A 26647-nucleotide genomic window follows, 5' to 3' on the forward strand; every position below is an offset into this window, starting at 1 on the left:
GAGTGACCCCTTGTGATTGTCACCAACGACCTTGAAGTCCGCGTCGGCGCGCGTACCCTGCTGAACGCCCCTGGCCAGCACCTGCGTGTGCAAGCCGGCGACCGGATCGGCTTGGTCGGGCGCAACGGCGCGGGTAAAACCACGACGATGCGCATCCTGTCGGGGGAGACCGAGCCCTACGGCGGCACGGTGACGCGCTCCGGGGAGATCGGGTACCTCCCGCAGGACTCCCGCGAGGGCAACATTGAACAGACTGCGCGTGATCGCGTGCTCTCGGCCCGCGGGCTCGACCGGATCCGCGCCTCCATGGACTGCCAGCAGGAAATCATGGAGGTCGAAGACGGCGACAAGCGCGATGCCGCGATTTCAAAATATTCACGCCTTGAGGAGCGCTACCAGGCCCTCGGCGGATACGAAGCCGACGCGGAGGCGGCGCAAATCTGCGACAACCTCGGCCTGCCGTCGCGCATTCTCGACCAGCCACTGAAAACCCTTTCGGGCGGTCAGCGCCGCCGCGTCGAGCTCGCACAAATCCTCTTTGCCGCCAATGACGGCGCAGGCAAGTCCACGACGACGTTGCTTCTCGACGAGCCGACCAACCACCTCGACGCCGACTCCATCACCTGGCTGCGCGACTTCCTGTCCAAGCACGAGGGCGGGTTGATCATGATCTCCCACGACGTCGAGCTGCTCGACCAAGTGTGCAACAAGGTGTGGTTCCTCGACGCTGTCCGCGGTGAGGCCGACGTGTACAACATGGGCTTCTCCAAGTACAAGGATGCCCGGGCCGAGGACGAAGCACGCCGCCGCCGCGAACGTGCCAACGCGGAGAAGAAGGCATCTGCTCTGCAGAAGCAAGCCGCCAAGCTGGGTGCGAAGGCGACGAAAGCCGCGGCTGCGAAGCAGATGCTCGCCCGCGCCGACCGCATGATGAATGAGCTTGACGACGTCCGAGTCGCCGACAAGGTCGCCTCCATCAGCTTCCCCGAGCCCGCACCCTGCGGAAAGACACCGCTGTTCGGTAAAGGCCTGACGAAGATGTACGGCTCGCTCGAGGTCTTCGCGGGCGTGGACCTGGCCATTGACAAGGGGTCGCGCGTGGTCGTGCTGGGCACCAACGGTGCCGGCAAGACGACGCTGCTCAAACTGCTCGCCGGTGTGGAGCGCACCGACGGCGAGGGCGGCCTTGTGACAGGCAACGGCCTGAAGATCGGTTATTTCGCTCAGGAGCACGACACGATCGACGGCGACAAGTCCGTCTGGGAAAACACCATCACGGCCTGCCCCGACGCCGGCCAGCAGGATCTGCGCGGCCTCCTCGGTGCGTTCATGTTCTCCGGCGACAAGCTCGACCAGCCGGCCGGCACGCTCTCTGGCGGCGAGAAGACGCGCCTGTCGCTCGCCACGCTCGTCTCCTCCCGTGCCAACGTATTGCTTCTCGACGAACCCACCAACAACCTCGACCCCCAATCCCGCGAACAGGTTCTCGACGCCTTGAAGACCTACACCGGCGCCGTCGTTCTGGTCACGCACGACCCCGGTGCCGTTAAAGCCCTCGAACCAGAGCGTGTCATCATCATGCCCGAAGGTGACGAGGACTTGTGGAGCGACGAGTACATGGAGATCGTCGAACTGGCATAGCTCTTATGACCGCTTGAACCGGTCGGCGAAGTTTTCCAGCACACGGTTGTTCGCGTCGTAGTCTCCGGTGTACGCGTCGGCGATCTGGCTCTCGAACGTGTCTGCAGCGGTGTAACCCAGGTGGGCGTACAGACGGAGACGCGACTCGAGGGCTTCCGCGCGCAGCTCGGGGTGGAATTGCGTGGCGTAGACGTTGGCCCCGACCCGGAACATTTGAGTCGGGCAGGCGGCGCCGGTGGCGAGGACGGTGACGCGGGGATCGTCGGGAAGCGTATGGATCGCCTCTTTGTGGCCAACGATCGTGTCGAAGCTGCGGGGGAGCCCCGCCAGGACCGGATCTGTTTCGCCGGCGTCAGTCACCTCGATCTGAACCAGACCTGCCTCCTCGGCGTAGGTGTCACTCAACGTCGCCCCGATGGCCGTGCCGATCGCGCCGATGCCGTAGCAGGCGCCCATGACAGGGAAGTCCCGGTCGATGCATTCAGCGATGAGCGTGCCGATCTCCCGCTCCACCCGCAGCTGCAGCGGCGACTTCATCAACTCCAGATTGTTGAACGGGCTGCCGCCGAGCAGCACGGCTGAATAGTCCTCCAGATGCACCGCGCCGAGCTCCTCCTGTTCCAATCGGCGCTGTTCGATCGCGTCAGCGTCCACCTGCATGGCAGTAGCGAAGCTGTCGCGCTCTTCGGCAGCGGCTTCGTCTTCAGGGCGGGTGCTCAGCAGGAGGAAAGGCAGGTGCGTGCTCACCAGTGTCAATCTAGTCTGCGCGCCGCCGAGGCAGAGAATTGCCCCATGCGTATAAACTCGTTGTCATGAACCCGATTCAATCTATCCGTGAAGCATGGAACGCCCTCAGCAAAGAGGAGAAGACAGCCGCCGGCGTGATCGGCGCGATCGACACCGCCGCGAAGGGCATCGCTCTGTGGGACCTCGCCCGCGCTGACTCGAAGAAGCTCCGCGGCCCGAAGTGGCTGTGGACGTCCGTTATCGGCGCTGTCAACACCATTGGTTGGCTGAGCTACTTCATCGTGGGCAAGAAGTACTAGAGCACACCACCTGCATAGAAACGGACGCGGCGCACTGGCTGCGTCCGTTTTTTCTGCCATGGGTACGTGTCTTCGGCGGCGGGCACCGTTTCAAGCAGAATGATCTGGGTGTCCGTGCCGGCTGACCCGCCGATGGTGAGCTGCCCATCGTGGGCGGTGACGTCTGTTTCGTAGCTTCGGCTCGCGTTCCACTTGCTTACAAGCGCTAGGGGGACCGTAGCGAACACCTTCCGCCCTCTGCGCAGAACAAGCTGTTGGTCGTCGATGTAAGAGGGGCGCACGCGTTCGCTTGCGACGAGACCCCACACGAACACAATGCCCCACAACGACAGCAGCAAAGCTATAAGCTGCACAGTGCCGCTGGGAAGAAGTAGGTGCACGGCAACGAGCTCGATAAGTAGTACGGCAGTGAGGAAACTCAGCATCTGCAGCCGGCCGGGCGGATGCGGCAGGGGCTTCGCTCCCTCGGGCACGTCCGTGCGGCCGCGCGCCCACCGGATGAGGTCGCGGTAAAGCCCTAGCTCGTAGCGGCCCGCCCGCACCGCGGGGTGCTTTGCGGCGAGTGTCCGGAGCTTATGCGCCGTAGTCATCGGCCAGCTCCTTCAAGGTAGCGCGTTGCCGTGCGTCGAGGCCGGTGTCGCCCAGATCGATAGGCAGGTCCCCGGGGATGAGGGTTTCGGCGATCCCGCGCATGACGGTGCGCGGGAGAAGAGCTTTGAGCTTATCGACGTCGCCGTCGCCCCACGCCGCCGCAAACTTCAGCGTCGCGCTTCTGCACTGGTCGTCGGCGAGATTCGCGCGTAGCTGCTTCCACGTGTCAGGGGTCGCCACACCTGTCATCGCCATGAGGTCGAAAGTCTCGATCTCTCCGCGCGCGTAATCGGTGTCGCCCAACAAAGTAATGATCCCGCGCCGCAGGTCAGCCGGCAGCCCGAGCGGGGCCTCCTGCAGCGCGGCTAGGCGCTGGCGCTGCAGGGTCAGCCGTTCTATACGTGCGTCGATGAGCTCAATTGACCGGTCGACGGCGTCGGGGTGGTTGATGTGGGAGGTAGGGACGCCAGCGTCGATAAGCGCGCGGGCGCGGATGACCGCCGCGAGATCGCGCAGTGAGTAGTCGCGGTAGTTGCCTGCGGTGCGCGGTGGCTCGGGCACCGCTCCAGTTTCGTGCAGGTGGCGCACCGCCCGCACAGAGCAGCCGGCGGCGCGGGCGACATCAGAGATCCTCATGGCACCAGTCTGAACTATGACGCCGCGTGAGGGTCAAGCGTTAGTTTCGGAAACCGTGGACCGGTGCGGGAATGAAACCGCCCCGTTCCACAAACGGCGCGCAACTGACCTGGTTGACGGGGATGACTGGAGCGTAGCCCAACAGCCCGCCGAAGTTGACCTCGTCGCCAGGCTGAGTGCCGGGGACGGGGATGAGGCGTGCTGCGGTCGTCTTGTGGTTCATCACGCCAATGGCCGCTTCGTCGGCGATCATGCCGGCAATGCTGGCGGCTGAGGTGTCGCCCGGAATCGCGACCATGTCGAAACCGACCGAGCAGATCGACGTCATCGCCTCCAGCTTGTCCATCGTGATCGAACCCGCGCGCACAGCGTCGATCATCCCTTGATCTTCGGAAACGGGGATGAAGGAACCGGAAAGCCCACCGACGCGCGAGCACGCCATCATGCCGCCCTTCTTCACCGCATCGTTGAGCAGCGCCAGAGCGGCGGTCGTGCCGTGCGTGCCCACTTGGGACAACCCCATGTGCTCGAGGATGTGCGCGACGGAATCGCCGACCTCCGCGGTGGGGGCGAGCGACAGGTCGACGATGCCGAACGGCACCCCGAGCCGTTCTGCGGCGAGCGAGCCCACGAGCTGGCCCGCGCGGGTGATCTTGAAGGCTGCCTTCTTGATCTCTTCGGCGACCTCGTTCAGGCTTGCACCCGCGAGCGGGGTAATGGCGTAGTCGACCACACCCGGGCCAGACACGCCGACGGAGACGACTGTGTCCGGCTCCTCGATGCCGTGGAAGGCACCGGCCATAAACGGGTTGTCACCGACGGCGTTAGCAAAGACGACGAGCTTCGCGCACGCGATGGAGGATTCCTCCGCAGTACGGGCGGCAGCGTCTTTGACCACCTCACCCATGGTCTTCACGGCATCCATGTTGATGCCGGCGCGCGAGGAGGCGACGTTGACAGATCCGCACACGAAGCTGGTCTCCGACAATGCCTCCGGGATAGAGCGGATGAGGCGCTCGTCGGCCTCGGTCGCACCTTTCTCCACGAGAGCGGAGTAGCCGCCGATGAAGTTCACCCCGAGTTCGTTCGCGGCGCGGTCGAGAGCGCGGGCGATGTCAGCGGGGTTGCCGTCGACACCCGCGGCAACGAGCGCAATAGGGGAGACGGACACGCGCTTGTTCACGATCGGGATGCCCAACTCGCGTTCGATGCCCTCGCAGACCTCGACGAGACGGGAGGCGCGTTGAGTGACGCGGTCATAGACTGCGTCTGCAGTGGCTTCCATCGTGCCGCGCGTGCAGCCGATGAGCGAGATGCCCATGGTCACGGTGCGGATGTCGAGGCGGTAATCCTCGATCATCGAGATCACGTCGACGATGCTCGAAGCCTTGAAATTGAGCTGGTTTGCCATGCCCGCTTAGACCTCGTTCATGACGGTGAACAGTGCCTCGGACTGGACGCGGATGTCCACGCCGAGACTCTTGCCCAGTTCACCCATCGTGTCTTGGAGTCCGGCGAGGTCGAACCCCTCGCCGGGTAGTTCCGCGCGCATGATCATAGTGAAAAAGTCGTCCATGATGGTCTGGGAGACGTCGACGATGTTGAGGTCGTGCTCCGCGGCTACCTGCGCAACGCCGGCAATGATGCCGACGCGGTCTGGTCCAGTGGTGGTGATGATTGCGTACATGCGCCCCATCCTACGACTCGCGGGTAAATCGGCAGGAGCCAGCATTCACGGTTACGGTGGGGTGCATGAGCACTGAAGAAAGCGCAGACAAAGCAAGCAAGTTCGTCCTCGTTCTCGGCGCGGGCGGCAACGTGTCCAAGCACACCGTTCCGCTGCTGACCGAGTCGGGGCACAAGGTCGCAGCACTCGTGCGCAATCCGGAGCACGCACCGTCGCTTATCGACGCTGGCGCCACCGTCATCATTCAAGATCTCACCACGCTGGACGAGGAAGGATGGGCGCGCCTGATCACTCCATTCGACACCGTTGTGTGGTCCGCAGGTGCCGGCGGCGGTAGCGCTGAGCGCACGTACGCGGTGGACCGCGATGCAGCGATGAAAGCAATTGACGCCCTGGAGGAACTGGGCGAATACACACCGCACTTCATCATGGTGTCCTACGCCGGTGCCGCCGAGGCCACGACTGAGGACGACGGCGGCTCGTGGTACGCGTACGTGGAATCGAAGAAGGCCGTGGATCAGCGCCTGCTCGCGTCCAACCTCACCCACACGATTTTGGGGCCGACGCTTCTCACGGATGAGCCGTCGAAGGGCGTGACGGTGTTGACCGATGCACGCAACGCGGATTCCAAGACGTCGCGTGAGCTCGTCGCCCAGGTCATCGTGGAGGCCGTCGACCGTGGTGAGATGTCGCCGAACCCCTTCGAATTCGAAGACGGCACCGAGCCGGTCAGTTCCGTCTAATCCGTCTAGCTCGCTGCCTGCCCGGCGAGGCAGAACTGCGCGAAGCGCTTCACGATCTCGTTCGCCGTTTCCGTATCCACGCTGGGTAGTGCCGCGATGATGTCGTCGTAGGCCTCTTGCGGGAAGTAGCCGTAGTCGTAGTAGAAGTCCATGCGGGTCTTCATCGCCGCAGCGTCCATTTCAGCGTGGAACTGGGTGGCCCATACGCGGTCTCGGTAGCGGACGATTTGAACGGGGCACGAGGGGCCGTCGGCAAGCAGAGTCAGCTCTGGGTGTGTGCTGTGCGGCTCGGCGTTCTCGGTGTGGCCAGTCAGAGCAGTGAACAACTTTGGTAGGTCGCGCAGCAGAGGGTCTTCGTCGGCGGCGGGAAGCAGGTTCACGATCGTCGGGCCCGAGGCCTCTGGGTGCGAGTGCGTCACGTTCCCGCCGAGGTGGTGGGTGAGCCAGCTCAGGCCGTAGCAGACGAAGAAGACGGGAATGTCTCCTTCGACGACCTCTCCGAGCAGGGTGTGCACGTGTTGCTGCCAGGCATCGTACGTGTCGTTGGTGATGTTGAGCGAACTGCCACCCACAAAAATCCCCTGAATGCCGTCCAAGCTGCCCAGCTCGGCGTGCTCGTCGCTAATTGTGCGCAGCTCTACGTCGTCGGTGGTGAGTCCAGTGGCACGGAGCGTGTCGTGGTATTCCGCGTGGGACACCGCCGGGCCGACAGGGCCGTTGCGCAGGGAAAGGAAGAGAAGCATAGCGGGTAAGTCTAAACCGCATGCGTGAAGGCCCGCACATCCGGGGGAAGGAATCCCAAGGCGCCGATAAGCAGAAATGCGAAAGGGGCCGGGAAACCCCGGCCCCAATCAGCTACAGACGGTTAGCTCTTGACCATCTGGCGCAGCACGTACTGCAGAATGCCGCCGTGGCGGTAGTACTCAGCCTCACCCGGGGTGTCAACACGGACCTTCGCGTCGAACTCGACGGTCTCGCCGCCGTCCTTGGTGGCGGTGACGTGGACAGTCTCCGGGATGGTGTCGCCCTCGTTGAAGGCGGTGATACCGGTGATGTCGAAGGTCTCCGTGCCGTCCAGGCCGAGGGACTCGTGGGACTCGCCCTCCGGGAACTGCAGCGGCAGCACGCCCATACCGATCAGGTTGGAGCGGTGGATGCGCTCGAAGGACTCGGTGATGACAGCCTTCACGCCCAGCAGGTTGGTGCCCTTGGCAGCCCAGTCACGGGAGGAACCGGTGCCGTACTCCTTACCGGCCAGAACAACCAGCGGGATGTCCTGCTCGGCGTAGTTCTGAGCGGCGTCGTAGATGAACGCCTGCGGGTTGCCTTCCTGGGTGAAGTCCAGGGTGTAGCCGCCGGCATCCTCAACGAGCTGGTTGCGCAGGCGGATGTTGGCGAAGGTGCCGCGAACCATGACCTCGTGGTTACCACGGCGGGAACCGAAGGAGTTGTAGTCGTGGCGCTCCACACCGTTGTCGTCCAGGTAGTTCGCAGCCGGAGTGCCCGGCTTGATCGACGAGGCGGGGGAGATGTGGTCGGTGGTCACGGAGTCGCCCAGCTTGGCCAGGACGCGTGCGCCGCTGATGTCGCCAACATCGTTGGGCTCCTCCGGCATGCCGTCAAAGTACGGTGCCTTGCGAATGTAGGTGGAGTCCTCGTCCCATGCGAAGGTCTTGCCCTCCGGAACGTCGAGGTTCTGCCACTGCTCGTCGCCCTTGAAGACGTCGGCGTAGTCAGCCTCGTACATTTCGCGGGAGATGGTCTCGGCGATGACGCCCTCGATCTCCTCCGGGGACGGCCAGACGTCCTTGAGGAAGATGTCGTTGCCGTCGGCGTCCTGGCCGAGCGGCTGGGACTCGAAGTCGAAGTCCATGGTGCCGGCGATGGCGTAGGCGATGACCAGCAGCGGGGACGCGAGGTAGTTCATCTTCACGTCCGGGGAGATGCGGCCTTCGAAGTTACGGTTACCGGACAGCACAGCGGTGGCGGTCAGGTCGTACTCGTTGATGGCCTCGGAGATCTCGTTCGGCAGTGGGCCGGAGTTACCGATGCAGGATGCGCAGCCGAAGCCGGAGAGGTAGAAACCGACAGCCTCGAGGTCCTTCCACAGGTCGGCGCGCTCGTAGTAACCGTTGACCACCTGGGAGCCCGGAGCCATGATGGTCTTGACCCACGGCTTAGCCTTCAGGCCCTTCTCGGCGGCCTTGCGGGCGAGCATGGCAGCACCGACCATGACGGACGGGTTGGAGGTGTTGGTGCAGGAGGTGATCGCGGCAATCGCGACCATGCCGTGGTCGAGGGTGTACTCGCCGCCCTGCGGGGACTCCACGATGACCGGCTTGGAAGCGCGGCCCTCTGCACCGTCAGCAGCGGACTCGCCGTTAGCCGGCCAGGACTGGTTGTACTCGACGGTGTCGACCTTCTCTGCGCGGACCGGCTCTGCCTGGCCCTCGCCTGCGGTGTTGTAGTCCGGCAGCTGGGTGCGGAAGGTGGTCTTGGACTCTTCCAGGAGGATGCGGTCCTGCGGGCGCTTCGGGCCAGCGATGGACGGCTTGACGGTGGATAGGTCCAGCTCGAGGTACTCGGAGTACTCTGCTTCCGGAGCGTCCTGCTCGAGCCACATGCCCTGTGCCTTGGCGTACGCCTCGACGCGGTCGATGGTCTCCTTGTCGCGGCCGGTGAGCTCGAGGTAGTTGATGGTCTCCTCGTCGATCGGGAAGATCGCGCAGGTGGAGCCGAACTCCGGCGACATGTTACCGATGGTCGCGCGGTTAGCCAGCGGGATCTCCTTGACACCGTTGCCGTAGAACTCGACGAACTTCTGGACCACGCCGTGCTCGCGGAGCATCTCGGTAACGGTCAGAACGACGTCGGTTGCGGTCACGCCAACCGGGATCTCACCGGTGAGCTTGAAGCCGACAACGCGCGGGATGAGCATGGACACCGGCTGGCCCAGCATGGCTGCCTCAGCCTCGATGCCGCCAACGCCCCAGCCGAGGATGCCCAGGCCGTTTTCCATGGTGGTGTGGGAGTCGGTACCGATGCAGGTGTCCGGGTAGGCAACGCCGTCGTTATCGAAGACGACGCGGGAGAGGTACTCGATGTTGACCTGGTGGACAATACCGGTTCCCGGGGGAACGACGCGGAAGTTGGAGAAGTTCTCTGCACCCCAGCGCAGGAACTGGTAGCGCTCTTCGTTGCGCTCGTACTCGATCTCGACGTTTTTGTCGATGGCGCTCTCGGAACCGAAGGCCTCGATGATCACGGAGTGGTCGATGACCATTTCCGCCGGGTTGAGCGGGTTGACCTGGTCCGGGTTGCCGCCGAGAGAAGAAACGGCCTCGCGCATGGTGGCGAGGTCGACGACACAAGGGACACCGGTGAAGTCCTGCATGAGGACGCGGGCCGGGGTGAACTGGATCTCGATGGACGGCTCTGCCGACGGGTCCCAGTTAGCAATGGCGTTGATGTGCTCCTCGGTGACGTTCTTGCCGTCTTCGGTGCGCAGCAGGTTCTCTCCCAGCACCTTCAGGGAGTAGGGGAGTTTCTCCATGCCTTCGACTGCGTCGAGGGCGTAGTAGTCATAGGACTTGCCGCCTACCTCGAGAGTCTTCTTGGCGTTGAAAGAGTTCTTGCTTTCAGACACGTGAGCTCCGTTTCTCGTTGTCGAACTGTGAAATTCTGGGTGTTGTGACCCATTCGGGTCCCTACCGGACAATGTTAGGGCACACACCAGATATAAGGGGTAATTCTAGGCACACTTGAAAGTTCTGTAAGCCTTTTAGTTACCCCGTTTGGGTATTTGCGCGTCGTCACGCTTATCGACGCTTCCCACCGCTACCCTTGACAACCATGCCGCACCCCGAAGCTGACCTCGATGCGCTGTCCGCCCAACTGCGCGACGGACGGGTCGCTTTCGGCACGGACAATCCGGCGAACGAGTCCCTGGCCGCGGATCTCACCCGAGCAATGGGCAATATCGACGCGGCGGGTGCGGCGGATGTGGGCGACATCGGCGTCGTGGTGTTGGAGACGACACCAGAGCGACCGGGGGACCTGCGGGACATCGCGCAGGATCTCCAGAATGTCACTGGATTGGACACGGTCGTGGTGCGCACGCCCAATTCGGCGGCTGCAGTGAGTAATTCTCTTTCACGCGCCGAGATTGAAAGCGGGCAATTGGCCATGGTGGGCGAGCCCGACTACGCCGTTGGTCTGGAGGCATTCGCCGCTGAAGCCGACGGGTTCGCGCCTCCGTGGGTTGTTGTCTTTCTCGTTCTGGCGGCCATCGTGGCGGTAGTTGTGCTCATGACGTTCTTCTCGGTGGTGCGACAGCGACGATAGTGGGCACCGTTAGTCAAGTTATCTGGCTTGTCTAGCAAAGCGTCCCGGCGTGTCTAATTCTTTCTTTTGAGGCGTGTGTTAACGGTTGTGGCGCGAACGTGACCGACGTCACATAAATAGTTTCCGCGGCTAAAACCGCAGGGTGTGCAGAAGTAACAGTCATGAGATTCGCCTTGACCAGTGTGAAAATTGGTAAAGGTTGTGCAACAGACTAATTAAGTGACTTATGGTTTCCATGTCAGCTCGTGGGCTGATCGCAGTTACATCAAACGCATACGTAACAGATCCGGAAACGGAAACTCGATTCGGGCATGTGGGGAAGCACGCCAAGGATTGGAGTTGACGGAAGCGCCAGGAAGAAGTCCCGGCGCTCCCGTGAGCTCTCTCTTGTTACGCCATGCAGCGCCGATGGGCCGCGTTCATTCCCGCGGGTTCGCATCCGTGACCATTCAATCGTCCGCACGTCAGACTTGACTGTCTGGCCCAGTGTGCCGCGCGTGGCTATCCGACTAAGTTCGGCGCGACCGCCCGCTGCACGGTGGGTTGTGCGGTGAGAGGAATACCTCCGTGGGATTCACCGTTCGTTCCGCGCAGGCGTCGTGGACTCGTTTCCGTTTCCGGAGCGTCGTCCCGGCCGCAGCATGCGCAGTTACCCTGTCCATCGCCAGCTCGTCGACGACCGCTGTCGCTCAGGACACGCCCGTGCCCTCGATTATCTCTGAGATCTCTCAAGGCGAGGCCGAGATCGATCGACTCAATCTGGAGATCGGCGGTCTCGCTGAGTCAGTCAACCAAGCGCTGGTTGATCTCCACGATGCTCAATCGCTTGCTGAGCAGGCCCGCCGCGGTGCTTCTGCGGCACGCGACCGTCTCAACGAGACCCAGGTCGATGTTGAGCGCGCACAGTCGGAGCTGGACGAAATCTCCCGTTCCGCCTACCGGTCTAGTAATGGCGGCGGCGCACGTGTTCAGGCCAACGGTGATGCACGTAAGGACTCCCTTGACCGTCAGACGTATCTGCGGAAGGAATCTGAGGGCAAGCGAGCGACGCTCGAGGAGCTGCAGCGGACGCGTACCCAAGCGGCGAACGAGGAATCGACGCTGCGTCAAGCCAGCAAGCTTGCCGAAGAGCGTGAGCGCGCAGCAACCACTGCGGAGTCCGAGGCTCGACAAACTTTGCAGAACTCGCTGTCTTCTCTGAACGAGCAGCTTGGGCTTCGCGATGACGCGCACGAGAATCTCTCGACTGCGCGGGAAGCGTTGGGCGAGCTGCGTCCGGAAGCTGCGTCTGAGACCGCGGCCCCTCAGGGAGCGAACGAGAGTGAAATTCCGTCCGGCTCTGCTACACCCGTTGAGGAAACGGAACAAGCCGCGGAGACTCTCGAGTCGGCAGAGGCGTCCGAGACCGCTGACGGCGAAACTTCAGTGACCCCGGATGCGGAGAGTACAGAAACGCCGGAGCCGGCTGCTGCGGAAACCCCGGTGGAGGAAACCCCGGTGGAGGAAACCCCGGTGGAGGAGAGCTCCGAAACTGGGGAGAGTGACGCTAACGTATCCGAGACTGCTGAAATTGAAGTGCCTGCTGAGGCTTCCGTGACTGTGGAGGAAGCGCCTGCCGGCCCGAGTCGCCCGGTCCTGGGTGACTTGTCCAACCCGGATTCGGTAGCAGCGGCTGTCGACGCTTTCGCTCAGGCTGTTGGGGAAGCACAGCCTGACCACGGTGTGTTCGACGATCCTTACTCGGAGGGTGACCGCGAGATCGCGTCGACGTCGTCAAGCGAAGAGGCGGACAACGCTGTCGCTGCAGCAGATGAAGAGAACGGAACCTCGGTCGCCGAGGTGCTGCCTGAGGTCATGGACGCTGCGCAGGCGACTGAGGAGATCCGTGGCGCAGAGCAGCCGGCGGCTGCGACGGCCCGTGAGGACCAGATCGAGGCTGTGATTGCGCGCGGTGAATCGCAGATTGGCACTCCGTATGTGTGGGGCGGCGGCGACGCCAACGGCCCGACCACCGGTATCCCCGACGGTGTGAGCGCGCACACGGGGCAGGCGGGTTATGACTGCTCCGGTCTGGTGCTCTACGCCTACTCGGGTGCTGGGGTCGATCTGCCGCACTACACCGGCTACCAGTACCAGCGCGGCGAGAAGATCCCTGCCGCCGAAGCTGAGCGCGGTGACCTGCTGTTCTGGGGCGACGGCGGCAACCAGCACGTGGCCATCTACCTCGGTGACGGCATGATGCTCGAGGCACCGCAGAACGGCTCGAACGTGCAGAAGTCCCCGGTTCGCCACAGCGGTATGGCTCCTTACGCGGTCCGTCTGATCTAGCCCGGGCCCACCCCCACGTGATCTAGACTGGGGTCTATGTCCCTGAGTGATTTTGATGCCCTCCTCGTCCTTTCCTTCGGTGGCCCCGAAGGGGAGGACGAGGTTATTCCTTTTCTCGAGAATGTCACCAAAGGCCGCGGCATTCCCCGCGAGCGCCTCGCTGAGGTCGGTGAGCACTACTTCAACTTCGGTGGTGTGAGCCCGATCAACGAGCAGAACCGCACGATCATCTCCAATATTGAGGCGGAGATTGAGCGGCGAGGCGAAACCCTTCCTGTCTACTTCGGCAACCGCAACTGGCGCCCGTTCGCATTGGAAGCGGCCGATGAGATCAAGGCGGACGGCCACCGTAATGTCGCTGTCTTCGCCACCTCGGCCTGGGGTGGGTACTCGGCGTGCCGCCAGTATGACGAAGACATCGTGAAGCTGCGCGAGTCCCACGGCGACATTGAGTTCACGAAGTTGTGGCAGTTCTACGGTCACCCGACCTTCGTCTCGCTCATGGCCGACCATGTCCGCCAGGCGTGGGAGGCCGCAGACCAGGCCACCACGCGCGTGCTGTTCACTGCGCACTCTGTTCCCAACGCGGCTGATGACGCTTCCGGTGGCCCGACCGACGCCAACCTGTACTCGCGCCAGGTCGAGGAGGCGTCCCGGCTGATCGCTGAGGCTGCCGGCCTGCCGTCTTACGAGGTCGTGTGGCAGTCCCGCTCCGGTAACCCGGCTACGCCGTGGCTGGAGCCGGACGTGGTCGACCGCACCGAAGAGCTGCATGATGAAGACAGCTCGATCAAGCACATCATTTGCGTGCCGGTGGGCTTCATCACTGACCACATGGAGGTCATCTGGGATCTCGACACTGAGCTCAAAGAAGCTTGCGATGAGCGCGGCATCACCTTGACTCGTACGCCGACGGTCGGACTCGAGCCGGAATTCGCCAACCTCGTCCTCAATCTCGTGGAAAACACCGCCGCCGGGACTGAACCGAAGACGCTGTCCACGATCACGGTTCAGGGCTGCACGCTCAATGGCGCGCCGTGTAAGGAAGGCTGCTGCACCCCGCAGCGTCCCCAGCCGCAGAGCTAAGCCCGCGTTAGTCGCCGCGCTGGTAGTCGAGCACAGCGTCGGCGACACCGGCCATGCGCGCCGTGCGGATGTGGCGCCACAGGGCGAACAGGTGCGGGTCAAATGAATGGTCGCCTAGCGTATCGACGACCGTCTCCACCACCGCCGCAACCGCATCCGCCCGGGCGAACAGTTTGGCCGCACGCGGCGGGGTTCGCATGGGCAACCCCGGGGTGTCGTAGAAGTCTGCCAGTGTCCCCACCGTCAAACGCGGGTTGGGCAGATCTGACCAGATACCCCCGGCCGCCTCGATGAGGACCGCAGCTTCGTTCGTGGCGCGGGAGAGAAGCGCATCCGCCTCGCCGGGGGAGAGCCAGGCCGGTTCAGGCAGGCGCTCGTGCTCCTCGAACCAGCGCCACTGCGTGCCGTTATCGCCATATTCGGGAATCAGGATGTGGTTCGCCCCTGCGTGGCCGCGGATGACCACCGCACCGGCTTCACCAAGGGCCGCTGCCGCTGGCGAACCGGCGGGCAACTCCGGCGGTTGGCCAGGTCCGGATAGGATGAGGCGGACTGCTGGCCCTTCTGTATCCAGGTCGGCTTCGGAACGGATCTCCCGCAACAGGTGGGCCAGCGGTTGGCCGGCATAGTGGTGGTCCCCACCGAGGTCCGTCAGCGCCGACACGAGCGCGTCAGTGGACTCGTGCCCATAGAGCCACGCAGCCAACCAGACAGCTGCGTTCTGGAGTGGAGAATAGACTTCGGTGCGGGCATTCACGCCGGAGAAGTATAGCGTGGGGCCCCGATCAGACAGAATGGATCGGCTACACTCTTGGCCACTATGAGCCCATCCCATGATCCTTATGGCGGCGATATTTTCGCTGGCCACGACCGTAAAAACCCGCGGACGTTCCGCACCGTGGAGGCAACTCCGGACGTTATCGCGGAGGTCTTCGGCGACCCGGACGAGTTCGTCGGGGCCGTCGTTGGACTCGAGCGGACCTACGACGGGGATTTCGTCCGCCTCGAAGACCGCCGGGGCACCCAGCGGTTGTTCAAAATGCTGCCCGGAGCGTTTCTGGTGGAGGGGGAGAGGGTGACGTTGGGCAGGCCCGTCGTCAAGCAGGAGCCGCGCAAGTCGAATTCTGGCTCACGCCGCGTGGACAACGTGCAAGCGAAGGTGGCTATGCCGTCGCGCATTTGGGTTGAGGGCGTGCACGATGCCGCGATTGTGGAAAAGGTGTGGGGGCACGACCTGCGGGTTGAAGGTGTCGTGGTCGAGTTCCTGGAGGGACTGGATAATCTCCCGCAGCGGCTCGAGGAATTCCAGCCCGGCCCCGGCCGGCGCATCGGTGTGTTGGCGGATCACCTCATCGAGGGGTCGAAGGAGTCCCGGCTCGTCGCGAATGTCGGGCCGCACGTGCTGGTCACCGGTCATCCCTACGTGGATATCTGGGCTGCGGTGAAACCGGAGAAGCTCGGCATGCGCGCATGGCCGGACGTGCCTAAAAGCGAAGACTGGAAGACCGGCATTTGCCGGCGGTTGGGATGGTCCGACCCGCGCGAAGGGTGGAATCGCGTGTACAACGCGGTGGAGACCTTCCGCGACATTGACCACACCTTGATCGGTGCGGTGGAGAGACTCGTCGACTTTGTAACTAACCCGGAGCTGAGCAAAGAAGACCTGTAGTCTTTTGAGCGTGGGAACAGTTATTTGGCTTATCGGCACACTTGTTCTCGCCGGTCTTGAACTTGCGGCCGGTGAGTTCACTTTCCTCATGCTCGCCGGAGGTGCTGCGGTTACCGCGGGGGCGTCGCTGTTTGGATTGCCGGTGTGGGCTGAGATTGTCATTTTCGGGCTGTCATCGGCAGCGTTGATTCTGTTCCTCAGGCCCTGGCTGCACCGTCGGTATTCGAAGCCGCGCGCGCTCGACACGTCTCCGAAAGCGCTGGTCGGATCGAAAGCGCACGTGCTGGAAGACATCACTCCGTCGAGCGGCCAAGTGCGTCTCGACGGTTCCATCTGGTCTGCCCGGGCCATTGACCCCGCCCATGTCATCGCGGCGGGTGAACACGTCATTGTTGCTGATATCGACGGGCCAACGGCCGTCGTCTGGAAGGAATAGCCATGCCGTTGACGATCTTTCTCATCGTCCTTTTCCTTTTCATCATCTTCGTCATCTTCCGCTCTATCGCGTTGATCCCGCAGGGCGAAGCTGCCGTCATCGAAAGGTTGGGAACCTACACCCGCACCGTGTCGGGCGGAATCACGCTCTTGGTCCCGTTTGTGGACCGGGTGCGTGAGCGCGTCGATACGCGTGAGCGCGTTGTGTCCTTCCCTCCGCAGGCCGTGATCACCCAGGACAACCTGACCGTGGCGATTGACACGGTAGTGACGTTCCAGATCAACGACCCCGCCCGCGCGATCTACGGCGTGGACAACTACATCGTCGGTGTGGAGCAGATTTCCACCGCAACCCTGCGCGACGTTGTCGGCGGTATGACGCTGGAAGAGACCCTGACCTCGCGCGAGACGATTAACCGCCGCCTGCGTGGTGAGCTCGACGCAGCGACTGCGAAGTGGGGCCTGCGCATTAGCCGAGTGGAGCTCAAGGCGATTGATCCGCCGCCGTCCATCCAGCAGTCCATGGAGATGCAGATGAAGGCGGACCGTGAAAAGCGCGCGATGATCCTCACCTCCGAGGGTCGCCGCGAGTCCGACATTAAGACTGCAGAAGGTGAGAAGCAGGCACGCATCCTCGCCGCGGAGGGTGAGAAGCACGCCGCGATTCTCGCAGCCGAGGCCGAGCGCCAGGCCACCATCCTGCGTGCTGAGGGTGAGCGCGCCGCGAAGTACCTCAATGCGCAGGGTGAGGCCCGCGCAATTCAGAAGGTCAACGCCGCGATCAAGACCTCTGGCGTTACTCCCGAGCTGCTCGCGTTCCAGTACCTGGACAAGCTGCCGCAGATTGCCGAGGGCAAGGGCTCGTCGATGTGGATGATTCCGTCGCAGTTCGGCGACGCGCTGGAGCAGTTTGCGAAGGCCTATGCGAAGAAGGACGACGACGGGGTCTTCCGCTACGAGGCGGCGCTTGTCGACGAAGAGACCAAGGACCTCGCCGGCCGCGAAAACACCGACCAATGGTTCGAGACCGCCCAGGACCCGGAGATCGCCCGTGCCGTGGCAGAAGCCCGCGCTGTGGCCAATAAGCCGGTGGACTCTCCGCTCGACGAGCAGGAAGAGCGCGAAAAGCCGGCGATCAGCTCGCGAGTGAAGCGTAACGACGACCCGGCTGGCCCGTCTGGTGACGGTGCTTCCCGCCCGGTGGCGATGCCAGGGGAGCCCCAACAGCAAGAGTTCCCGCAGGTAGCCTACGAGCAGCCGCTGACCGGTCAGCCCGGTCAACCCGGTTTTCCGGGCCACCAATAGTTAGCTGCAACTAGCTGGCAGCGCGGCTGATCAGGTTCACGGCGAGCTGCCACCCAGCCTGCTCGGCCTGCCAGCCGGCGGCCTGGAGCCGCTGGCTCATCGCCTGTTTAGAGATGCCGAGCTCCTCGGCTGCCTCGTTCTGATTCAGTCCTGAGCGCACTAGGGAGGTTGCTTCGCGGCCCTCAAGGGTGCGCTTCGCAAGGACGTGGCTCAAGAGCGCAAAAGCGGCTGCGATGTCGTCAGCACCGGTTGCGTCGGCGGATCCGGCTTCCACTACTACGCTGACAGTTCCCGGACGGTTGCCCACCGCGTCCGTTGCGGCATAGACAGCAGGGCTTACTGCGGATGATTCCGCGGTGATCCCCAGTCCGATCGCCCAGTCGCCGTCGGATAGAAGTGCCATAATCAGCATGCAAGCGGCTTCGGCGCCATCCACGTGTGCGCGGATGTCCTCCACACCGACGACATCGAAGCTGCCGACACCATCGAGGGTGGACAGTGCCTCGGCGGAGCGCTTGACCAATTGGGCGCGGCGGGTGTCGCGGCCACGGTAGCGGGCGTGGACAGCAATCATGCGGTCTATTCTACCCGCTAAAGCTAGTGGTCTAGGGTAGGGGATTGACGGGTGGGGAGTCGGGCGTCGATAAGCAAACCGGCGAAGCCGGCAACCGCAAGCACCGCCATGATCGCGATGAAAACAGGGTTCGCCTCACCGGTAAGTGTGTCACCGAAGATGGTGACCAGGATCGTGCCCGGTGCGGAGCCGATGAGCGTGGCCACTGTGAACGGAACCACGCGCACACGGGTGAGTGCGGCGGTGTAGTTGAGGATGGAGAACGGGATTCCTGCGATCATCCGGAGGCTGAGGATAGCTAGCCATCCTCGTTCCTCTAACCGTTGATTGATGGCCAGAACCGACGGGTGCGTCAGCCGGGCTTCAATCCAGTCGCGGAGCAGAAAGCGCACAATGAGCAGCGAGATCGTGCCGGCCACTGTGGTCGCTGTGAGCGCGAGAAGGATGCCCTGCACGGTTCCGAAGAGGATGCCAGCTGAAATCGTCATCACGGTGCGGGGGATTGGAAATTGCGTGATCAGGATGTACGAGAGCCAGAAAACGACGGGGAACCAGGGGCCGGTTTGATCGGCCCAGGCGCGAAGAGTGGCCAGGTCCGGGACGTCAAGAAGCATCCACAGCGTAACGAAGGCAATAGCCGCCACGAGGAGAGCTGCGATGCGGCGAGGGTCGCGCATGTAAAGCCTCCTGAAACGTGAAAACCGGCTCCTCGGGGGAGCCGGTCAAGGGTGCCCGAGGGGGGACTTGAACCCCCACGTCCGTTAATAGGACACTAGCACCTCAAGCTAGCGCGTCTGCCATTCCGCCACCCGGGCTTTGGGTGTTATCGGCCACCAGGATAACCGGGTGGCCGGGCACTCGTAAGACTATAAGGCGTGCGTCGCACGGGGAGCAAATCGCATGGTAGATGCACGTTTGCATAGAGCGGTGCCGAGCTAGCCGCGGACGAGATCGTGTGCAGGATAGGAAGTTACCGGTACAAAGGAGCTATGACTGCTTCTTATGACCAAGACCGTTTCCCCGGCCCCGATCCGTACGCACCGCTGGCTGACGTGCCGGCCTTCGAGCTCACGTCGACCGACATCGTCGATGGTGAGCGCCTGGACGACAAGCTGGCTGGCGATGACGCGACCAGCCCGCAGCTGGCGTGGTCCGGTTTCCCGGAAGGCACGAAGACGTTCGCGGTGACCTGCTTTGACCCGGATGCCCCGACCGCATCGGGCTTCTGGCACTGGTCGGCATTCAACATCCCGGCTGACGTCGCAGAACTGCCGTCGGGCGCTGGCTCCAAGGAGGACCTCGGTGTCGGTGCGACGACCCTGACCGGCTCGTCCGGCATCAAGGGCTACTACGGCGCCAACCCGCCGGAGGGCCACGGCCCGCACCGCTACCTCTACGCTGTCCACGCTGTGGACACTGAGCTGCCTGTCGACGAGATCGCCAACCCAACGCAACTCGGCTTCAACCTGAACTTCCATGCGCTTGGCCGCGCCATCGTGTGGGGCTGGTACGAGAACTAAGCATTGCGCGCGAAGGTTCTTCCAGCGCTGTGTCTGCTTCCGGCGCCTCTTGCCGGGTGCAGCATGAGCGAGGTGCTGGTGCCATCTCTGTCTGCGCCTTCTGAGTCGTCTACGGCTCTTTCGCCGGCTGAAACTCCGACTATTCAGGAGGCCAAGGAGAATTCGGTGGCCATCCAGCGTGAGTTGCAAGCGCTTATTCCGCAAGAACACTGGGCGCCGGAGCGGCCATCATTTCGTCTCTTGACCGCCCGGACGATTTGCCGATGCTCACAATTACACTGTGGAGTCCCTGTGCAACGCTTCCAGAGGGCGTGAACCCATACTCGTTCAAGATCTAGCCAACACACCGCACGCGGCTGGGCAGCATACCCCCGTGAGGTAAGGTCGCCGGCATGGTCCCCGTTCAGCTCCGTGTCGGCGGTGCCTTCATGGCTCTGGCCGTTGTCCTGATCATCCTCGCCATTATGGCGTTCATCTCCGGAGACAGCGTTTTCACGTTCACTCCGTCTGACTTAATGCTGTGTGTTGCCGCTTTGCTCTTCGGCAGTTTCGGCGCATTCACACGCGAAGAACGGGGCTCCCTCACACGCGTCATCGCACTGGCTCTGACTTCAGTGCTCATCCTTGCGTCGGTGGTCACGCCGAAGACGACCACCGTTTTCACCACCGAGACCTACTGGCTTCTCCTGTGGGCCGGCATGGCTATCATCTGCGCGCTCATTCTGCGCCGTTCAGCCGCCGCTTAGGCCTTCCACTCGAGACCGCTGCCGACGGCTTCGCTGATGTTGCTTAGCCCGTGCGCTCTCACCTGCGCGGCAAGTCCTTTGTGAATGTCGCGGATCCATCCCAGCCCGCCATAGATGAACGGGGTGTAGCCCTGCAGCAGGTGAGCACCAGCCGCGATGCGCTCCCACGCCTGTTCAGGGGTAGAGATGCCGCCCGCGCTCACGAGCACGAGCTTCCCGCCGACACGCGCGTGCAGCCGCTTGAGCACTTCGAGCGAGCGCTTTGCGACGGGCGCACCAGAAACCCCGCCAGCCCCCATCGCAGCGACCTCGTCCGCGTCGGTTTTCAACCCCTCGCGGCTGATCGTGGTGTTGGTGGCCACAATGCCTGCCAGACCCAGATCATGGGCGAGGTCGGCGACGGCATCGACATCCTGGTCGGAAAGATCCGGGGCGATCTTCACCAGGACCGGGGTGTCGGTCGATTCCTGCACTGCGGCGAGAATGGGGCGCAGTTCCTCAATGGCCTGCAGGTCACGCAGGCCGGGTGTGTTGGGGGAGGAGACGTTGACTACTAGGTAGTCAGCAAGTGGACCGAGCAGGGAGGCACCAGTGCGGTAGTCGGCGACAGCATCCGTGGAGGTCTTGTTTTTGCCGATATTGATTCCAACAACGTCGTTGGAGTGCTTGCGCTCCAACCTGCGGGCCACATCGAGCGCGCCCTCATTATTGAAGCCCATGCGGTTCAAAATCGCTTTGTCGGCGGGCAAACGGAACAGGCGCGGGGCCGGGTTGCCTGGCTGCGGGCGCGGGGTAACGGTGCCGAGCTCGGCGTATCCAAAGCCGATTGCCCCCCACGAGTCGATGGCCGTGGCGTTCTTATCAAAGCCCGCGGCGAGGCCGAGTGGGGCGGGGAAGGAGACGTCGAAAAGCGTCTGCTTGAGCACGGGGTCATGAACGCGGACGAGTTTTTCCATGCCGCGGTTGGCTGGGGTGACCGCATTCAACAGCGTGAGCGAGCCACCGATGATGCCGTGGATACGCTCCGGGGGGAGTAGGAACATGACCTTGAGAAGACGGTCGTAGGCGCTCACAGCGGTCTCCTTTTAGTTGGTGGCACTATCGACAGTAGCCGGATCGATGACTTGCAGCCCGTCGCCTGAGGCGGAGCCGAGCACGAGTGAGCCGTCTTCCAGCACTATGAGGCTTTGAGCATCAGCAACAGTGTTCAGCTTCCCCTTTTCCAGGGGTACACCCTGGGAAAGGTCATAGGCGGTGACCGTGTTGGTCTCGGTGGAGCTCACCCAGGCAAGACGGCGCTTCGAGTCCCACGCGACATCCCAGGGGCTGCCGTCGGTAGGCACCATTTGGTGCAGTCGGACGACTTCATCCGTGGTGTAGACCAGCATGCGGTTGCCGGTGGCATCGGCAGCCAGCACCATGCCGTTTTCGCCGAAGGCGACTTTGCCCACGCCCAATCCAACACGCAGTGTTCCGCCCTGGCGCCCTTCGACGTGAAGGTCTTGGATGGTGGTGTCAAAGCGGTTGATGCGCACGACTCGGTCATCGTCGTCCGTCTGCTCCTGCGCAAGGAGGTAGTCGGACGGGCGGGCCACTGTGAAGGTATCTAGCTCGGTGCCGTCCTCGGCGTAGATCCAGACGCGTTCTTCCGTGTCGGAACCAGCGATGATGCCGCCGCTGAAGAGGGGAGCAGCAACAGTCACCTCGTCGCCGACGGGAACGATTGTGTTCGGGTTATTCGGGGCAGCAGGGTCGACCAGTTCGACCTCGTTGTGGTCCGCGCGCGCAACCGCGAACTTGCCGGCGTTCGCCGAGATGTCCGCGGCGTCGGGATCGATTGCGGTTTCCCGCGCATTGCCGGAGGTGAGCATGTCGATGTCGCCGACGAGCAGTTTGTCGCCAGCCCGCACACCAAGGCCGCCGTCTTTGATCTCGGTATCGGTGCGCGTTGCCGGCACGAGATCGATGTCTTGGATCGGGTCGAAGTCGATGACCTCACCCGCTGGGTCAGTTGCGTCTGGTGAGGCCACGGGCTCGGCGTTGCCCATGGTGTCCATCTGCTCCTCGCCCTGCTCGATCATGCCTTGGGTGCAGCCGGTCAAAACCAGGCTGGCAGAGACAACAACAGGCAAGAACACACGCTTTTTCACGGTTGTCAGCCTATCAACTGGCCAACCGCCACCAATCTGCTGGCCATTCGCCATGATTGCCGGTATTCAGCCGCGGAGGGTATATCGTTGTGCCCCGTGATTGAAGCAGCCGAAAACATGTCGTGGATCCAGGTCATCGTTCTGTCGATCGTCCAGGGGTTGACCGAGTTCTTGCCCGTGTCCTCCTCTGGGCACCTGAGGATTGTCTCCGAACTGTTCTGGGGCCAAGACGCTGGCGCCAGCTTCACCGCCGTCATCCAGCTGGGCACAGAGCTGGCCGTTCTCGTGTTCTTCGCAAGGGACATTTGGCGGATTCTCACGGCGTGGTTCGCTGGGCTCGTCGACAAGAGCAAGCGCGGTTTCGACTACCGGATGGGTTGGATGGTCATTGCCGGCACTATTCCCGTCGGCTTAGCAGGCGTGCTGCTCAAAGACCTGATCCGTGAGAACTTCCGCAACCTGTGGATCACCGCGACGGTACTGATCGTCTTTTCCTTCGTGTTCATTCTCGCCGAGCGCAAGGGCCGCAAAACGCGCGGCTTCGACGAGCTAACCATGAAAGACGCCATCATCATGGGCCTGTGGCAGTGCCTCGCGCTCATCCCGGGCGTGTCGCGCTCCGGCGGCACGATCTCCGGTGGTCTGTTCTTGAACCTCGACCGCGAGGTGGCCACGCGTTTCAGCTTCCTGCTCGCGATTCCGGCAGTGCTCGCCTCCGGGCTCTTTTCGCTTCCCGACGCCTTCGACCCCCAGGCCGGTCAAGCCGCCTCCGGTATTCAGCTCTTCGTCGGGGCGGGTATCGGCTTTGTGCTCGGCTACATCTCGATTGCGTGGCTGCTGCGGTTTGTCTCGCACCACTCGTTCGCGTGGTTCGCGGCCTATCGCATCCCGCTCGGCGTGATCGTGATGATCCTGCTGGCCACCGGCGTGATGCAGCCGGTGTAGCGGGCTTGCGATTCGTTGTCGCACCCTAGGGGCCGGCCTGCGAACAAGTTCGAGTTTCGTAATATCTCAGATCGAAGCCACGTTGTATCGGTGACATCTCGCAACTAGCGTTGGGCTCGATAGGAAGAGGAAACTTGGCACATGACTTTGCGTAACTTGAGATTCTTCGCGATGTTGTCTTTGCTTTCAATCTTCGGATTGTTTGTGGCCCGGCAGTATTTCGGGCTCAGTGAGCCCTTAGCTTCTCGCCTAATGCTGGTTGCGGTGGTGGCGGCAATTTGTTCCTTCACCGCCTTGGGGATTGAAGGCTACAAAAGCATGAGAAGGGACTCCAGGTAGAACGCAAAAGTGTTCGACCGCCGGTATCGGTGCATATCCGGGATATCGTGCGATGCCAGGTGCGGTGAGCGTTCACCCGGCTGAGCTGGATAAATGTGCTTGGCTGCTGCGCTTCGTGTCGCACCACTCGTTCGCGTGGTTCGCGGCGTATCGCATCCCGCTCGGCGTGATCGTGATGGTCCTGCTGGCCACCGGCGTGATGGAGCCGGTGTAGCGCTGGTAGCCACGGCTGTCTTGTAGGCTGACCCCATGCACTCTTGGCCCGCGCCCTCCGTCCCCGCCGTCGCCGGAACTCCTGTCCCGTTGACCCTTTTTGACACCGCTGACCAGCAGGTCAAGGAGGTTGACACCACGGCCACGACCAGTGGCGGTGAAATCGGGATGTACGTCTGCGGCATCACGCCGTATGACTCCACTCACCTGGGGCATGCGGCAACGTACCTCACGTTTGATCTGGTCCACCGCCAGCTCAACGCCAACGGCCACAGTGTCCATTACGTCCAGAACATCACTGATGTCGACGACCCGCTGTTCGAGCGCGCCGAGCGCGACGGGGTGGACTGGCGCGAACTTGGTCAGAGCCAGACCGACCTGTTCCGCACCGACATGGAAATCCTCTCCGTCATCCCCCCGCGCGACTACATCGGCGCGATGGAATCCGTCGATGAGGTCATTGCAATGGTGCAGACGCTGCTGGACAACGGCAGTGCGTATGAGCTTGTCGACGACTCCGGTGACCACCCCGTCACCGACATCTACGCGCCCATCACAGCAACCGAGCAGTTCGGCTACGAGTCCAACCTCGACCGCGCCACGATGGAGGAGTACTTCGCCGAGCGCGGCGGCGACCCGGAGCGTACAGGCAAGCGCGACCCGCTGGACGCGCTGCTGTGGCGCGGCCACCGTGAGGGCGAACCGGCGTGGGAGGCCCCCTTCGGTGCGGGCCGGCCGGGCTGGCACATAGAGTGCTCCGCTATTGCGACGAATCGTTTGGGAACGCAGTTCGCCATTCAAGGCGGCGGCTCTGACCTCGCATTTCCGCACCATGAGTTCTCGGCCGCCCACGCAGAGGCCGCGTACGCGGTCCCGCGCATGGCCGGCCACTACGTCCACGCCGGCATGATCGCGCTCGACGGGGTGAAGATGTCTAAGTCTCTGGGCAACCTCGTCTTCGTGCACAAGCTGCGCGAAGAAGGTCACGACCCATCAGCGATCCGACTTGCCGTGTTCGGGGGCCACTACCGCGACGACCGCGACTTCTCTTACGCAGTCTTGGACCAGGCGGAGCAGCGTTTGGCCAATTGGCGCGAAGCTCTCACGAATGAGGTCAGCGAAGACGAGGCGGTAGGTACCGTCGATAAGCTGCGTGCTGCTCTCGCGGACGACCTGAACACTCCAGAGGCGCTGCGCATCGTCGACGCAGCACACGGTGACCACAACGGGATCGTTGCAGCTGCACTGGACGGCTTGCTTGGCGTGCGGGTGTAGCGAAACTGCGCCACAATAGCGGGTATGACAATCCGCGATCAGTTCCAGAGCGATGTCGACGAATTCATCGACGACCTGACCACGTTTGCAACCGGTTCGTACCTACAGGACAGCGATAGGGAACTGTGGGAGGAGCCGTTTGACCCGGCAGTCCTGCCGGACCTGAAAGAGCTCATCGAGAAGTACCTCGACGCCCTGGAGATCATCGGCGACGACCCGGACGGGGAGAAGCTGAACTCGGTCGTGGAACCGTTCTTTGCCAAGCTCGACGAGTTCAACGCCAAGCACGCTGAAGCTGTCCTGGAGCCGGAGGAGAAGTCGGACCTGCAGGACCTTGCGTACCGCGCGGCTGCGGCCACCGGCGCTGACGACGAAGCACTCAACTCCCTTCCCGAGCTTGACTAGCCGCACACCAAGCACGGCGCCGAAGGCCGTGTTCTGGGACATGGACGGCACGATGGTTGACACTGAGCCGCTGTGGGGCATTGCCACCTACGAGCTCTCAGAGCTGCTTGGCCGCAGGCTGAGCGCAGAAAAGCGCGAAGAGACAGTCGGCGGTGCCTTTGCGAACACGTTGCGCGTGTGCGCGGAGTGGGCGGGAGTCGAGCTTGTCGACGGTGATTATGACCGTTACCGGTCCTGGATGTACCAGCGGATGGGCGAATTGCTCGCCGGCGATGTGGAGCCGAATCCCGGCGTGCGCGACTTTCTCGCCTCTCTCAAGGGCGAGGGGATGCGGATGCTGGTGACCACGAACACGGAACGTGAACTGGCGGACTACTGCATTGACATCGTCGGCCGTGAGTTCTTCGTCGACTCTGTCACCGGTGATGAGGTGGCCCAGGCGAAACCGGCGCCGGACATGTACCTGCGTGCTGCCGAGATCGTGGGGGAGGATCCTGTCGATTGCCTCGTTTTCGAGGATTCTTGGGCCGGTATGTCCGCAGCCGCCACGGCCGGGTGCGTTGTGCTTGGGCTTGCCGACGACGTCCCGGAAGGTGTGGTGCGGTTTGATCCAGCCGAGTTCGTCGGTGCCGATGCACACGATGTGTCCGCATGGTTCAGCGCTGCCCGGGATCGGATAAAGTAACTCGCGTGAAAAACTTCGAGGATCTTTTCGCGGAACTGACTACCAAAGCAGCCGAGCGTCCGGCCGGTTCGGGCACGGTGGAGGCTCTGGACAAGGGTGCGCATTTCATCGGCAAGAAGATCCTCGAAGAAGCCGGCGAGGTATGGACCGCCTCCGAGTACCAGTCCGACGAGGAACTCGCCGAGGAGATGAGCCAGCTGATCTACTGGACGCAGGTGATGATGGTTCACCGCGGCCTGACCCCGGACGACATCTACAAATACCTCTAATAGGAGTCCTGACAC

28 protein-coding genes, 1 tRNA gene and 1 pseudogene are annotated in these 26647 nt (G+C 62.8%); 17 read left to right on the forward strand and 13 right to left on the reverse strand.

Going from position 1 to position 26647, the window contains the following annotated elements; genetic code table 11:
• The first annotated feature begins 12 nt into the window (after positions 1–12).
• Positions 13–1641 (forward strand): ABC-F family ATP-binding cassette domain-containing protein, encoded by a 1629-nt coding sequence (locus tag KBX17_RS04805; protein ID WP_255994948.1) that lies wholly within the window; start codon positions 13–15, stop codon positions 1639–1641.
• 3 nt (positions 1642–1644) lie between these two features.
• Here KBX17_RS04805 and KBX17_RS04810 read toward each other — a convergent pair whose 3' ends face one another.
• Positions 1645–2388 carry a glutamine amidotransferase gene (locus KBX17_RS04810; protein ID WP_255994964.1) on the reverse strand — a complete coding sequence of 248 codons (744 nt, stop codon included), beginning with the start codon at positions 2386–2388 and terminating at the stop codon, positions 1645–1647.
• A 65-nt stretch (positions 2389–2453) separates the two neighbouring features.
• On the opposite strand from KBX17_RS04810, the gene KBX17_RS04815 reads away from it, so the two are divergent.
• Positions 2454–2687, forward strand: a complete 234-nt coding sequence (locus KBX17_RS04815) for a PLDc N-terminal domain-containing protein (RefSeq protein ID WP_255994947.1) — start codon at positions 2454–2456, stop codon at positions 2685–2687.
• Here the strand turns inward: KBX17_RS04815 and KBX17_RS04820 are convergent.
• From KBX17_RS04820 to KBX17_RS04835, 4 genes are read right to left on the reverse strand one after another with little or no spacing between them, the layout of a single operon-like run.
• Positions 2684–3277 carry a hypothetical protein gene (locus KBX17_RS04820; RefSeq protein WP_255994946.1) on the reverse strand — a complete coding sequence of 198 codons (594 nt, stop codon included), beginning with the start codon at positions 3275–3277 and terminating at the stop codon, positions 2684–2686. The two genes, KBX17_RS04815 and KBX17_RS04820, sit on opposite strands and share 4 nt — an antisense overlap.
• Complete coding sequence (locus tag KBX17_RS04825; protein WP_255994945.1) at positions 3261–3914, reverse strand: MerR family transcriptional regulator; 654 nt, start codon at positions 3912–3914, stop codon at positions 3261–3263. The genes KBX17_RS04820 and KBX17_RS04825 overlap by 17 nt, the downstream gene beginning before the upstream one ends.
• 40 nt (positions 3915–3954) lie before the next feature.
• Positions 3955–5325, reverse strand: coding sequence for a PFL family protein (locus tag KBX17_RS04830; protein WP_255994944.1), 1371 nt, complete (start codon positions 5323–5325; stop codon positions 3955–3957).
• A 6-nt stretch (positions 5326–5331) separates the two neighbouring features.
• The gene (locus tag KBX17_RS04835) at positions 5332–5601 is read right to left on the reverse strand and encodes an ACT domain-containing protein (protein ID WP_040423699.1); all 270 of its coding nucleotides are present in this window, start codon (positions 5599–5601) and stop codon (positions 5332–5334) included.
• 65 nt (positions 5602–5666) lie between these two features.
• On the opposite strand from KBX17_RS04835, the gene KBX17_RS04840 reads away from it, so the two are divergent.
• Positions 5667–6344 carry an NAD(P)H-binding protein gene (locus KBX17_RS04840; protein ID WP_256018709.1) on the forward strand — a complete coding sequence of 226 codons (678 nt, stop codon included), beginning with the start codon at positions 5667–5669 and terminating at the stop codon, positions 6342–6344.
• A gap of 5 nt (positions 6345–6349) precedes the next feature.
• On the opposite strand, the gene KBX17_RS04845 is transcribed toward KBX17_RS04840, so the two are convergent.
• Together KBX17_RS04845 and acnA are read right to left on the reverse strand one after the other, a co-directional pair.
• The gene (locus tag KBX17_RS04845; RefSeq protein ID WP_256018710.1) at positions 6350–7087 is read right to left on the reverse strand and encodes a glutamine amidotransferase; all 738 of its coding nucleotides are present in this window, start codon (positions 7085–7087) and stop codon (positions 6350–6352) included.
• 122 nt (positions 7088–7209) lie between these two features.
• On the reverse strand, positions 7210–9990 hold the full coding sequence (acnA, locus tag KBX17_RS04850; RefSeq protein WP_256018712.1) for an aconitate hydratase AcnA: 2781 nt from the start codon (positions 9988–9990) through the stop codon (positions 7210–7212).
• A 206-nt stretch (positions 9991–10196) separates the two neighbouring features.
• Here acnA and KBX17_RS04855 point away from each other — a divergent pair, with 206 nt between their 5' ends.
• From KBX17_RS04855 to KBX17_RS04865, 3 genes are all read left to right on the forward strand, one after another.
• Positions 10197–10688 carry a DUF6676 family protein gene (locus KBX17_RS04855; RefSeq protein ID WP_256018714.1) on the forward strand — a complete coding sequence of 164 codons (492 nt, stop codon included), beginning with the start codon at positions 10197–10199 and terminating at the stop codon, positions 10686–10688.
• 567 nt (positions 10689–11255) lie between these two features.
• Positions 11256–13016: a DIP1281 family NlpC/P60 protein gene (locus KBX17_RS11535; protein ID WP_256018715.1), complete on the forward strand. Its 1761-nt coding sequence runs from the start codon at positions 11256–11258 to the stop codon at positions 13014–13016.
• A 36-nt stretch (positions 13017–13052) separates the two neighbouring features.
• On the forward strand, positions 13053–14102 hold the full coding sequence (locus tag KBX17_RS04865; protein ID WP_256003675.1) for a ferrochelatase: 1050 nt from the start codon (positions 13053–13055) through the stop codon (positions 14100–14102).
• Between the two features lie 7 nt (positions 14103–14109).
• Here KBX17_RS04865 and KBX17_RS04870 read toward each other — a convergent pair whose 3' ends face one another.
• On the reverse strand, positions 14110–14859 hold the full coding sequence (locus KBX17_RS04870) for a hypothetical protein (protein WP_256018717.1): 750 nt from the start codon (positions 14857–14859) through the stop codon (positions 14110–14112).
• Positions 14860–14922: 63 nt separating this feature from the next.
• On the opposite strand from KBX17_RS04870, the gene KBX17_RS04875 reads away from it, so the two are divergent.
• The 3 genes from KBX17_RS04875 to KBX17_RS04885 are packed head-to-tail and all read left to right on the forward strand — an operon-like array spanning position 14923 to position 17511.
• Positions 14923–15771, forward strand: a complete 849-nt coding sequence (locus tag KBX17_RS04875) for a DUF3097 domain-containing protein (RefSeq protein WP_256018718.1) — start codon at positions 14923–14925, stop codon at positions 15769–15771.
• Between the two features lie 10 nt (positions 15772–15781).
• Complete coding sequence (locus tag KBX17_RS04880; RefSeq protein ID WP_040423705.1) at positions 15782–16207, forward strand: NfeD family protein; 426 nt, start codon at positions 15782–15784, stop codon at positions 16205–16207.
• A gap of 2 nt (positions 16208–16209) precedes the next feature.
• A complete protein-coding gene (locus tag KBX17_RS04885; RefSeq protein ID WP_256018720.1) occupies positions 16210–17511 on the forward strand; it encodes an SPFH domain-containing protein in 1302 nt (433 codons plus the stop codon).
• A gap of 10 nt (positions 17512–17521) precedes the next feature.
• Here the strand turns inward: KBX17_RS04885 and KBX17_RS04890 are convergent, their stop codons facing one another.
• The 3 genes from KBX17_RS04890 to KBX17_RS04900 all read right to left on the reverse strand — a co-directional run bounded on the left by KBX17_RS04890 (position 17522) and on the right by KBX17_RS04900 (position 18900).
• Complete coding sequence (locus KBX17_RS04890) at positions 17522–18085, reverse strand: MarR family transcriptional regulator (RefSeq protein WP_255994934.1); 564 nt, start codon at positions 18083–18085, stop codon at positions 17522–17524.
• Between the two features lie 23 nt (positions 18086–18108).
• On the reverse strand, positions 18109–18762 hold the full coding sequence (locus KBX17_RS04895; RefSeq protein ID WP_256018722.1) for a TVP38/TMEM64 family protein: 654 nt from the start codon (positions 18760–18762) through the stop codon (positions 18109–18111).
• A 52-nt stretch (positions 18763–18814) separates the two neighbouring features.
• Positions 18815–18900, reverse strand: a tRNA-Leu gene (locus tag KBX17_RS04900).
• Between the two features lie 174 nt (positions 18901–19074).
• On the opposite strand from KBX17_RS04900, the gene KBX17_RS04905 reads away from it, so the two are divergent.
• A complete protein-coding gene (locus KBX17_RS04905; protein ID WP_256018723.1) occupies positions 19075–19605 on the forward strand; it encodes a YbhB/YbcL family Raf kinase inhibitor-like protein in 531 nt (176 codons plus the stop codon).
• A 392-nt stretch (positions 19606–19997) separates the two neighbouring features.
• On the forward strand, positions 19998–20351 hold the full coding sequence (locus tag KBX17_RS04910) for a hypothetical protein (protein WP_255994931.1): 354 nt from the start codon (positions 19998–20000) through the stop codon (positions 20349–20351).
• Here KBX17_RS04910 and KBX17_RS04915 read toward each other — a convergent pair.
• On the reverse strand, positions 20348–21424 hold the full coding sequence (locus KBX17_RS04915; protein ID WP_256018725.1) for a quinone-dependent dihydroorotate dehydrogenase: 1077 nt from the start codon (positions 21422–21424) through the stop codon (positions 20348–20350). The two genes, KBX17_RS04910 and KBX17_RS04915, sit on opposite strands and share 4 nt — an antisense overlap.
• 12 nt (positions 21425–21436) lie before the next feature.
• Positions 21437–22501 carry a WD40 repeat domain-containing protein gene (locus tag KBX17_RS04920; RefSeq protein ID WP_256018727.1) on the reverse strand — a complete coding sequence of 355 codons (1065 nt, stop codon included), beginning with the start codon at positions 22499–22501 and terminating at the stop codon, positions 21437–21439.
• A gap of 117 nt (positions 22502–22618) precedes the next feature.
• Between KBX17_RS04920 and KBX17_RS04925 the strand changes: the two genes are divergently transcribed.
• The 6 genes and pseudogenes from KBX17_RS04925 to KBX17_RS04950 all read left to right on the forward strand — a co-directional run bounded on the left by KBX17_RS04925 (position 22619) and on the right by KBX17_RS04950 (position 26632).
• Positions 22619–23446: an undecaprenyl-diphosphate phosphatase gene (locus KBX17_RS04925; RefSeq protein WP_256018778.1), complete on the forward strand. Its 828-nt coding sequence runs from the start codon at positions 22619–22621 to the stop codon at positions 23444–23446.
• Positions 23447–23882: 436 nt separating this feature from the next.
• Positions 23883–23999 (forward strand): annotated as a pseudogene (locus KBX17_RS04930) (undecaprenyl-diphosphatase); the annotation flags it as partial.
• Positions 24000–24034: 35 nt separating this feature from the next.
• Positions 24035–25273: a cysteine--1-D-myo-inosityl 2-amino-2-deoxy-alpha-D-glucopyranoside ligase gene (gene mshC, locus KBX17_RS04935; RefSeq protein WP_256018728.1), complete on the forward strand. Its 1239-nt coding sequence runs from the start codon at positions 24035–24037 to the stop codon at positions 25271–25273.
• Positions 25274–25297: 24 nt separating this feature from the next.
• Entirely contained in the window at positions 25298–25678 is a 381-nt protein-coding gene (locus tag KBX17_RS04940) for a hypothetical protein (RefSeq protein ID WP_256018730.1), read from the forward strand.
• Positions 25671–26363, forward strand: coding sequence for an HAD family phosphatase (locus KBX17_RS04945; RefSeq protein WP_256018731.1), 693 nt, complete (start codon positions 25671–25673; stop codon positions 26361–26363). Before KBX17_RS04940 ends, KBX17_RS04945 begins: the two co-directional genes overlap by 8 nt.
• 5 nt (positions 26364–26368) lie before the next feature.
• Positions 26369–26632: a phosphoribosyl-ATP diphosphatase gene (locus tag KBX17_RS04950; protein ID WP_256018733.1), complete on the forward strand. Its 264-nt coding sequence runs from the start codon at positions 26369–26371 to the stop codon at positions 26630–26632.
• Positions 26633–26647 lie beyond the last annotated feature (15 nt).

The organism is Corynebacterium sp. CCUG 65737 (genome assembly GCF_024454115.1).
GTDB lineage: Bacteria > Actinomycetota > Actinomycetes > Mycobacteriales > Mycobacteriaceae > Corynebacterium > Corynebacterium genitalium.

Excerpts from the sequence above, each read along its gene's own strand:
- KBX17_RS04840 (WP_256018709.1), top strand. The coding sequence starts at position 5,667 with ATGAGCACTGAAGAAAGCGCAGACAAAGCAAGCAAGTTCGTCCTCGTT.
- KBX17_RS04885 (WP_256018720.1), top strand. The coding sequence starts at position 16,210 with ATGCCGTTGACGATCTTTCTCATCGTCCTTTTCCTTTTCATCATCTTC.
- KBX17_RS04830 (WP_255994944.1), bottom strand. The coding sequence starts at position 5,325 with ATGGCAAACCAGCTCAATTTCAAGGCTTCGAGCATCGTCGACGTGATC.
- KBX17_RS04865 (WP_256003675.1), top strand. The coding sequence starts at position 13,053 with ATGTCCCTGAGTGATTTTGATGCCCTCCTCGTCCTTTCCTTCGGTGGC.
- KBX17_RS04835 (WP_040423699.1), bottom strand. The coding sequence starts at position 5,601 with ATGTACGCAATCATCACCACCACTGGACCAGACCGCGTCGGCATCATT.
- KBX17_RS04925 (WP_256018778.1), top strand. The coding sequence starts at position 22,619 with ATGTCGTGGATCCAGGTCATCGTTCTGTCGATCGTCCAGGGGTTGACC.
- KBX17_RS04890 (WP_255994934.1), bottom strand. The coding sequence starts at position 18,085 with ATGATTGCTGTCCACGCCCGCTACCGTGGCCGCGACACCCGCCGCGCC.
- KBX17_RS04910 (WP_255994931.1), top strand. The coding sequence starts at position 19,998 with ATGGTCCCCGTTCAGCTCCGTGTCGGCGGTGCCTTCATGGCTCTGGCC.
- KBX17_RS04875 (WP_256018718.1), top strand. The coding sequence starts at position 14,923 with ATGAGCCCATCCCATGATCCTTATGGCGGCGATATTTTCGCTGGCCAC.
- KBX17_RS04940 (WP_256018730.1), top strand. The coding sequence starts at position 25,298 with ATGACAATCCGCGATCAGTTCCAGAGCGATGTCGACGAATTCATCGAC.
- KBX17_RS04855 (WP_256018714.1), top strand. The coding sequence starts at position 10,197 with ATGCCGCACCCCGAAGCTGACCTCGATGCGCTGTCCGCCCAACTGCGC.
- KBX17_RS04815 (WP_255994947.1), top strand. The coding sequence starts at position 2,454 with ATGAACCCGATTCAATCTATCCGTGAAGCATGGAACGCCCTCAGCAAA.
- KBX17_RS04905 (WP_256018723.1), top strand. The coding sequence starts at position 19,075 with ATGACTGCTTCTTATGACCAAGACCGTTTCCCCGGCCCCGATCCGTAC.
- mshC (WP_256018728.1), top strand. The coding sequence starts at position 24,035 with ATGCACTCTTGGCCCGCGCCCTCCGTCCCCGCCGTCGCCGGAACTCCT.
- KBX17_RS04825 (WP_255994945.1), bottom strand. The coding sequence starts at position 3,914 with ATGAGGATCTCTGATGTCGCCCGCGCCGCCGGCTGCTCTGTGCGGGCG.
- KBX17_RS04845 (WP_256018710.1), bottom strand. The coding sequence starts at position 7,087 with ATGCTTCTCTTCCTTTCCCTGCGCAACGGCCCTGTCGGCCCGGCGGTG.
- KBX17_RS04820 (WP_255994946.1), bottom strand. The coding sequence starts at position 3,277 with ATGACTACGGCGCATAAGCTCCGGACACTCGCCGCAAAGCACCCCGCG.
- KBX17_RS04895 (WP_256018722.1), bottom strand. The coding sequence starts at position 18,762 with ATGCGCGACCCTCGCCGCATCGCAGCTCTCCTCGTGGCGGCTATTGCC.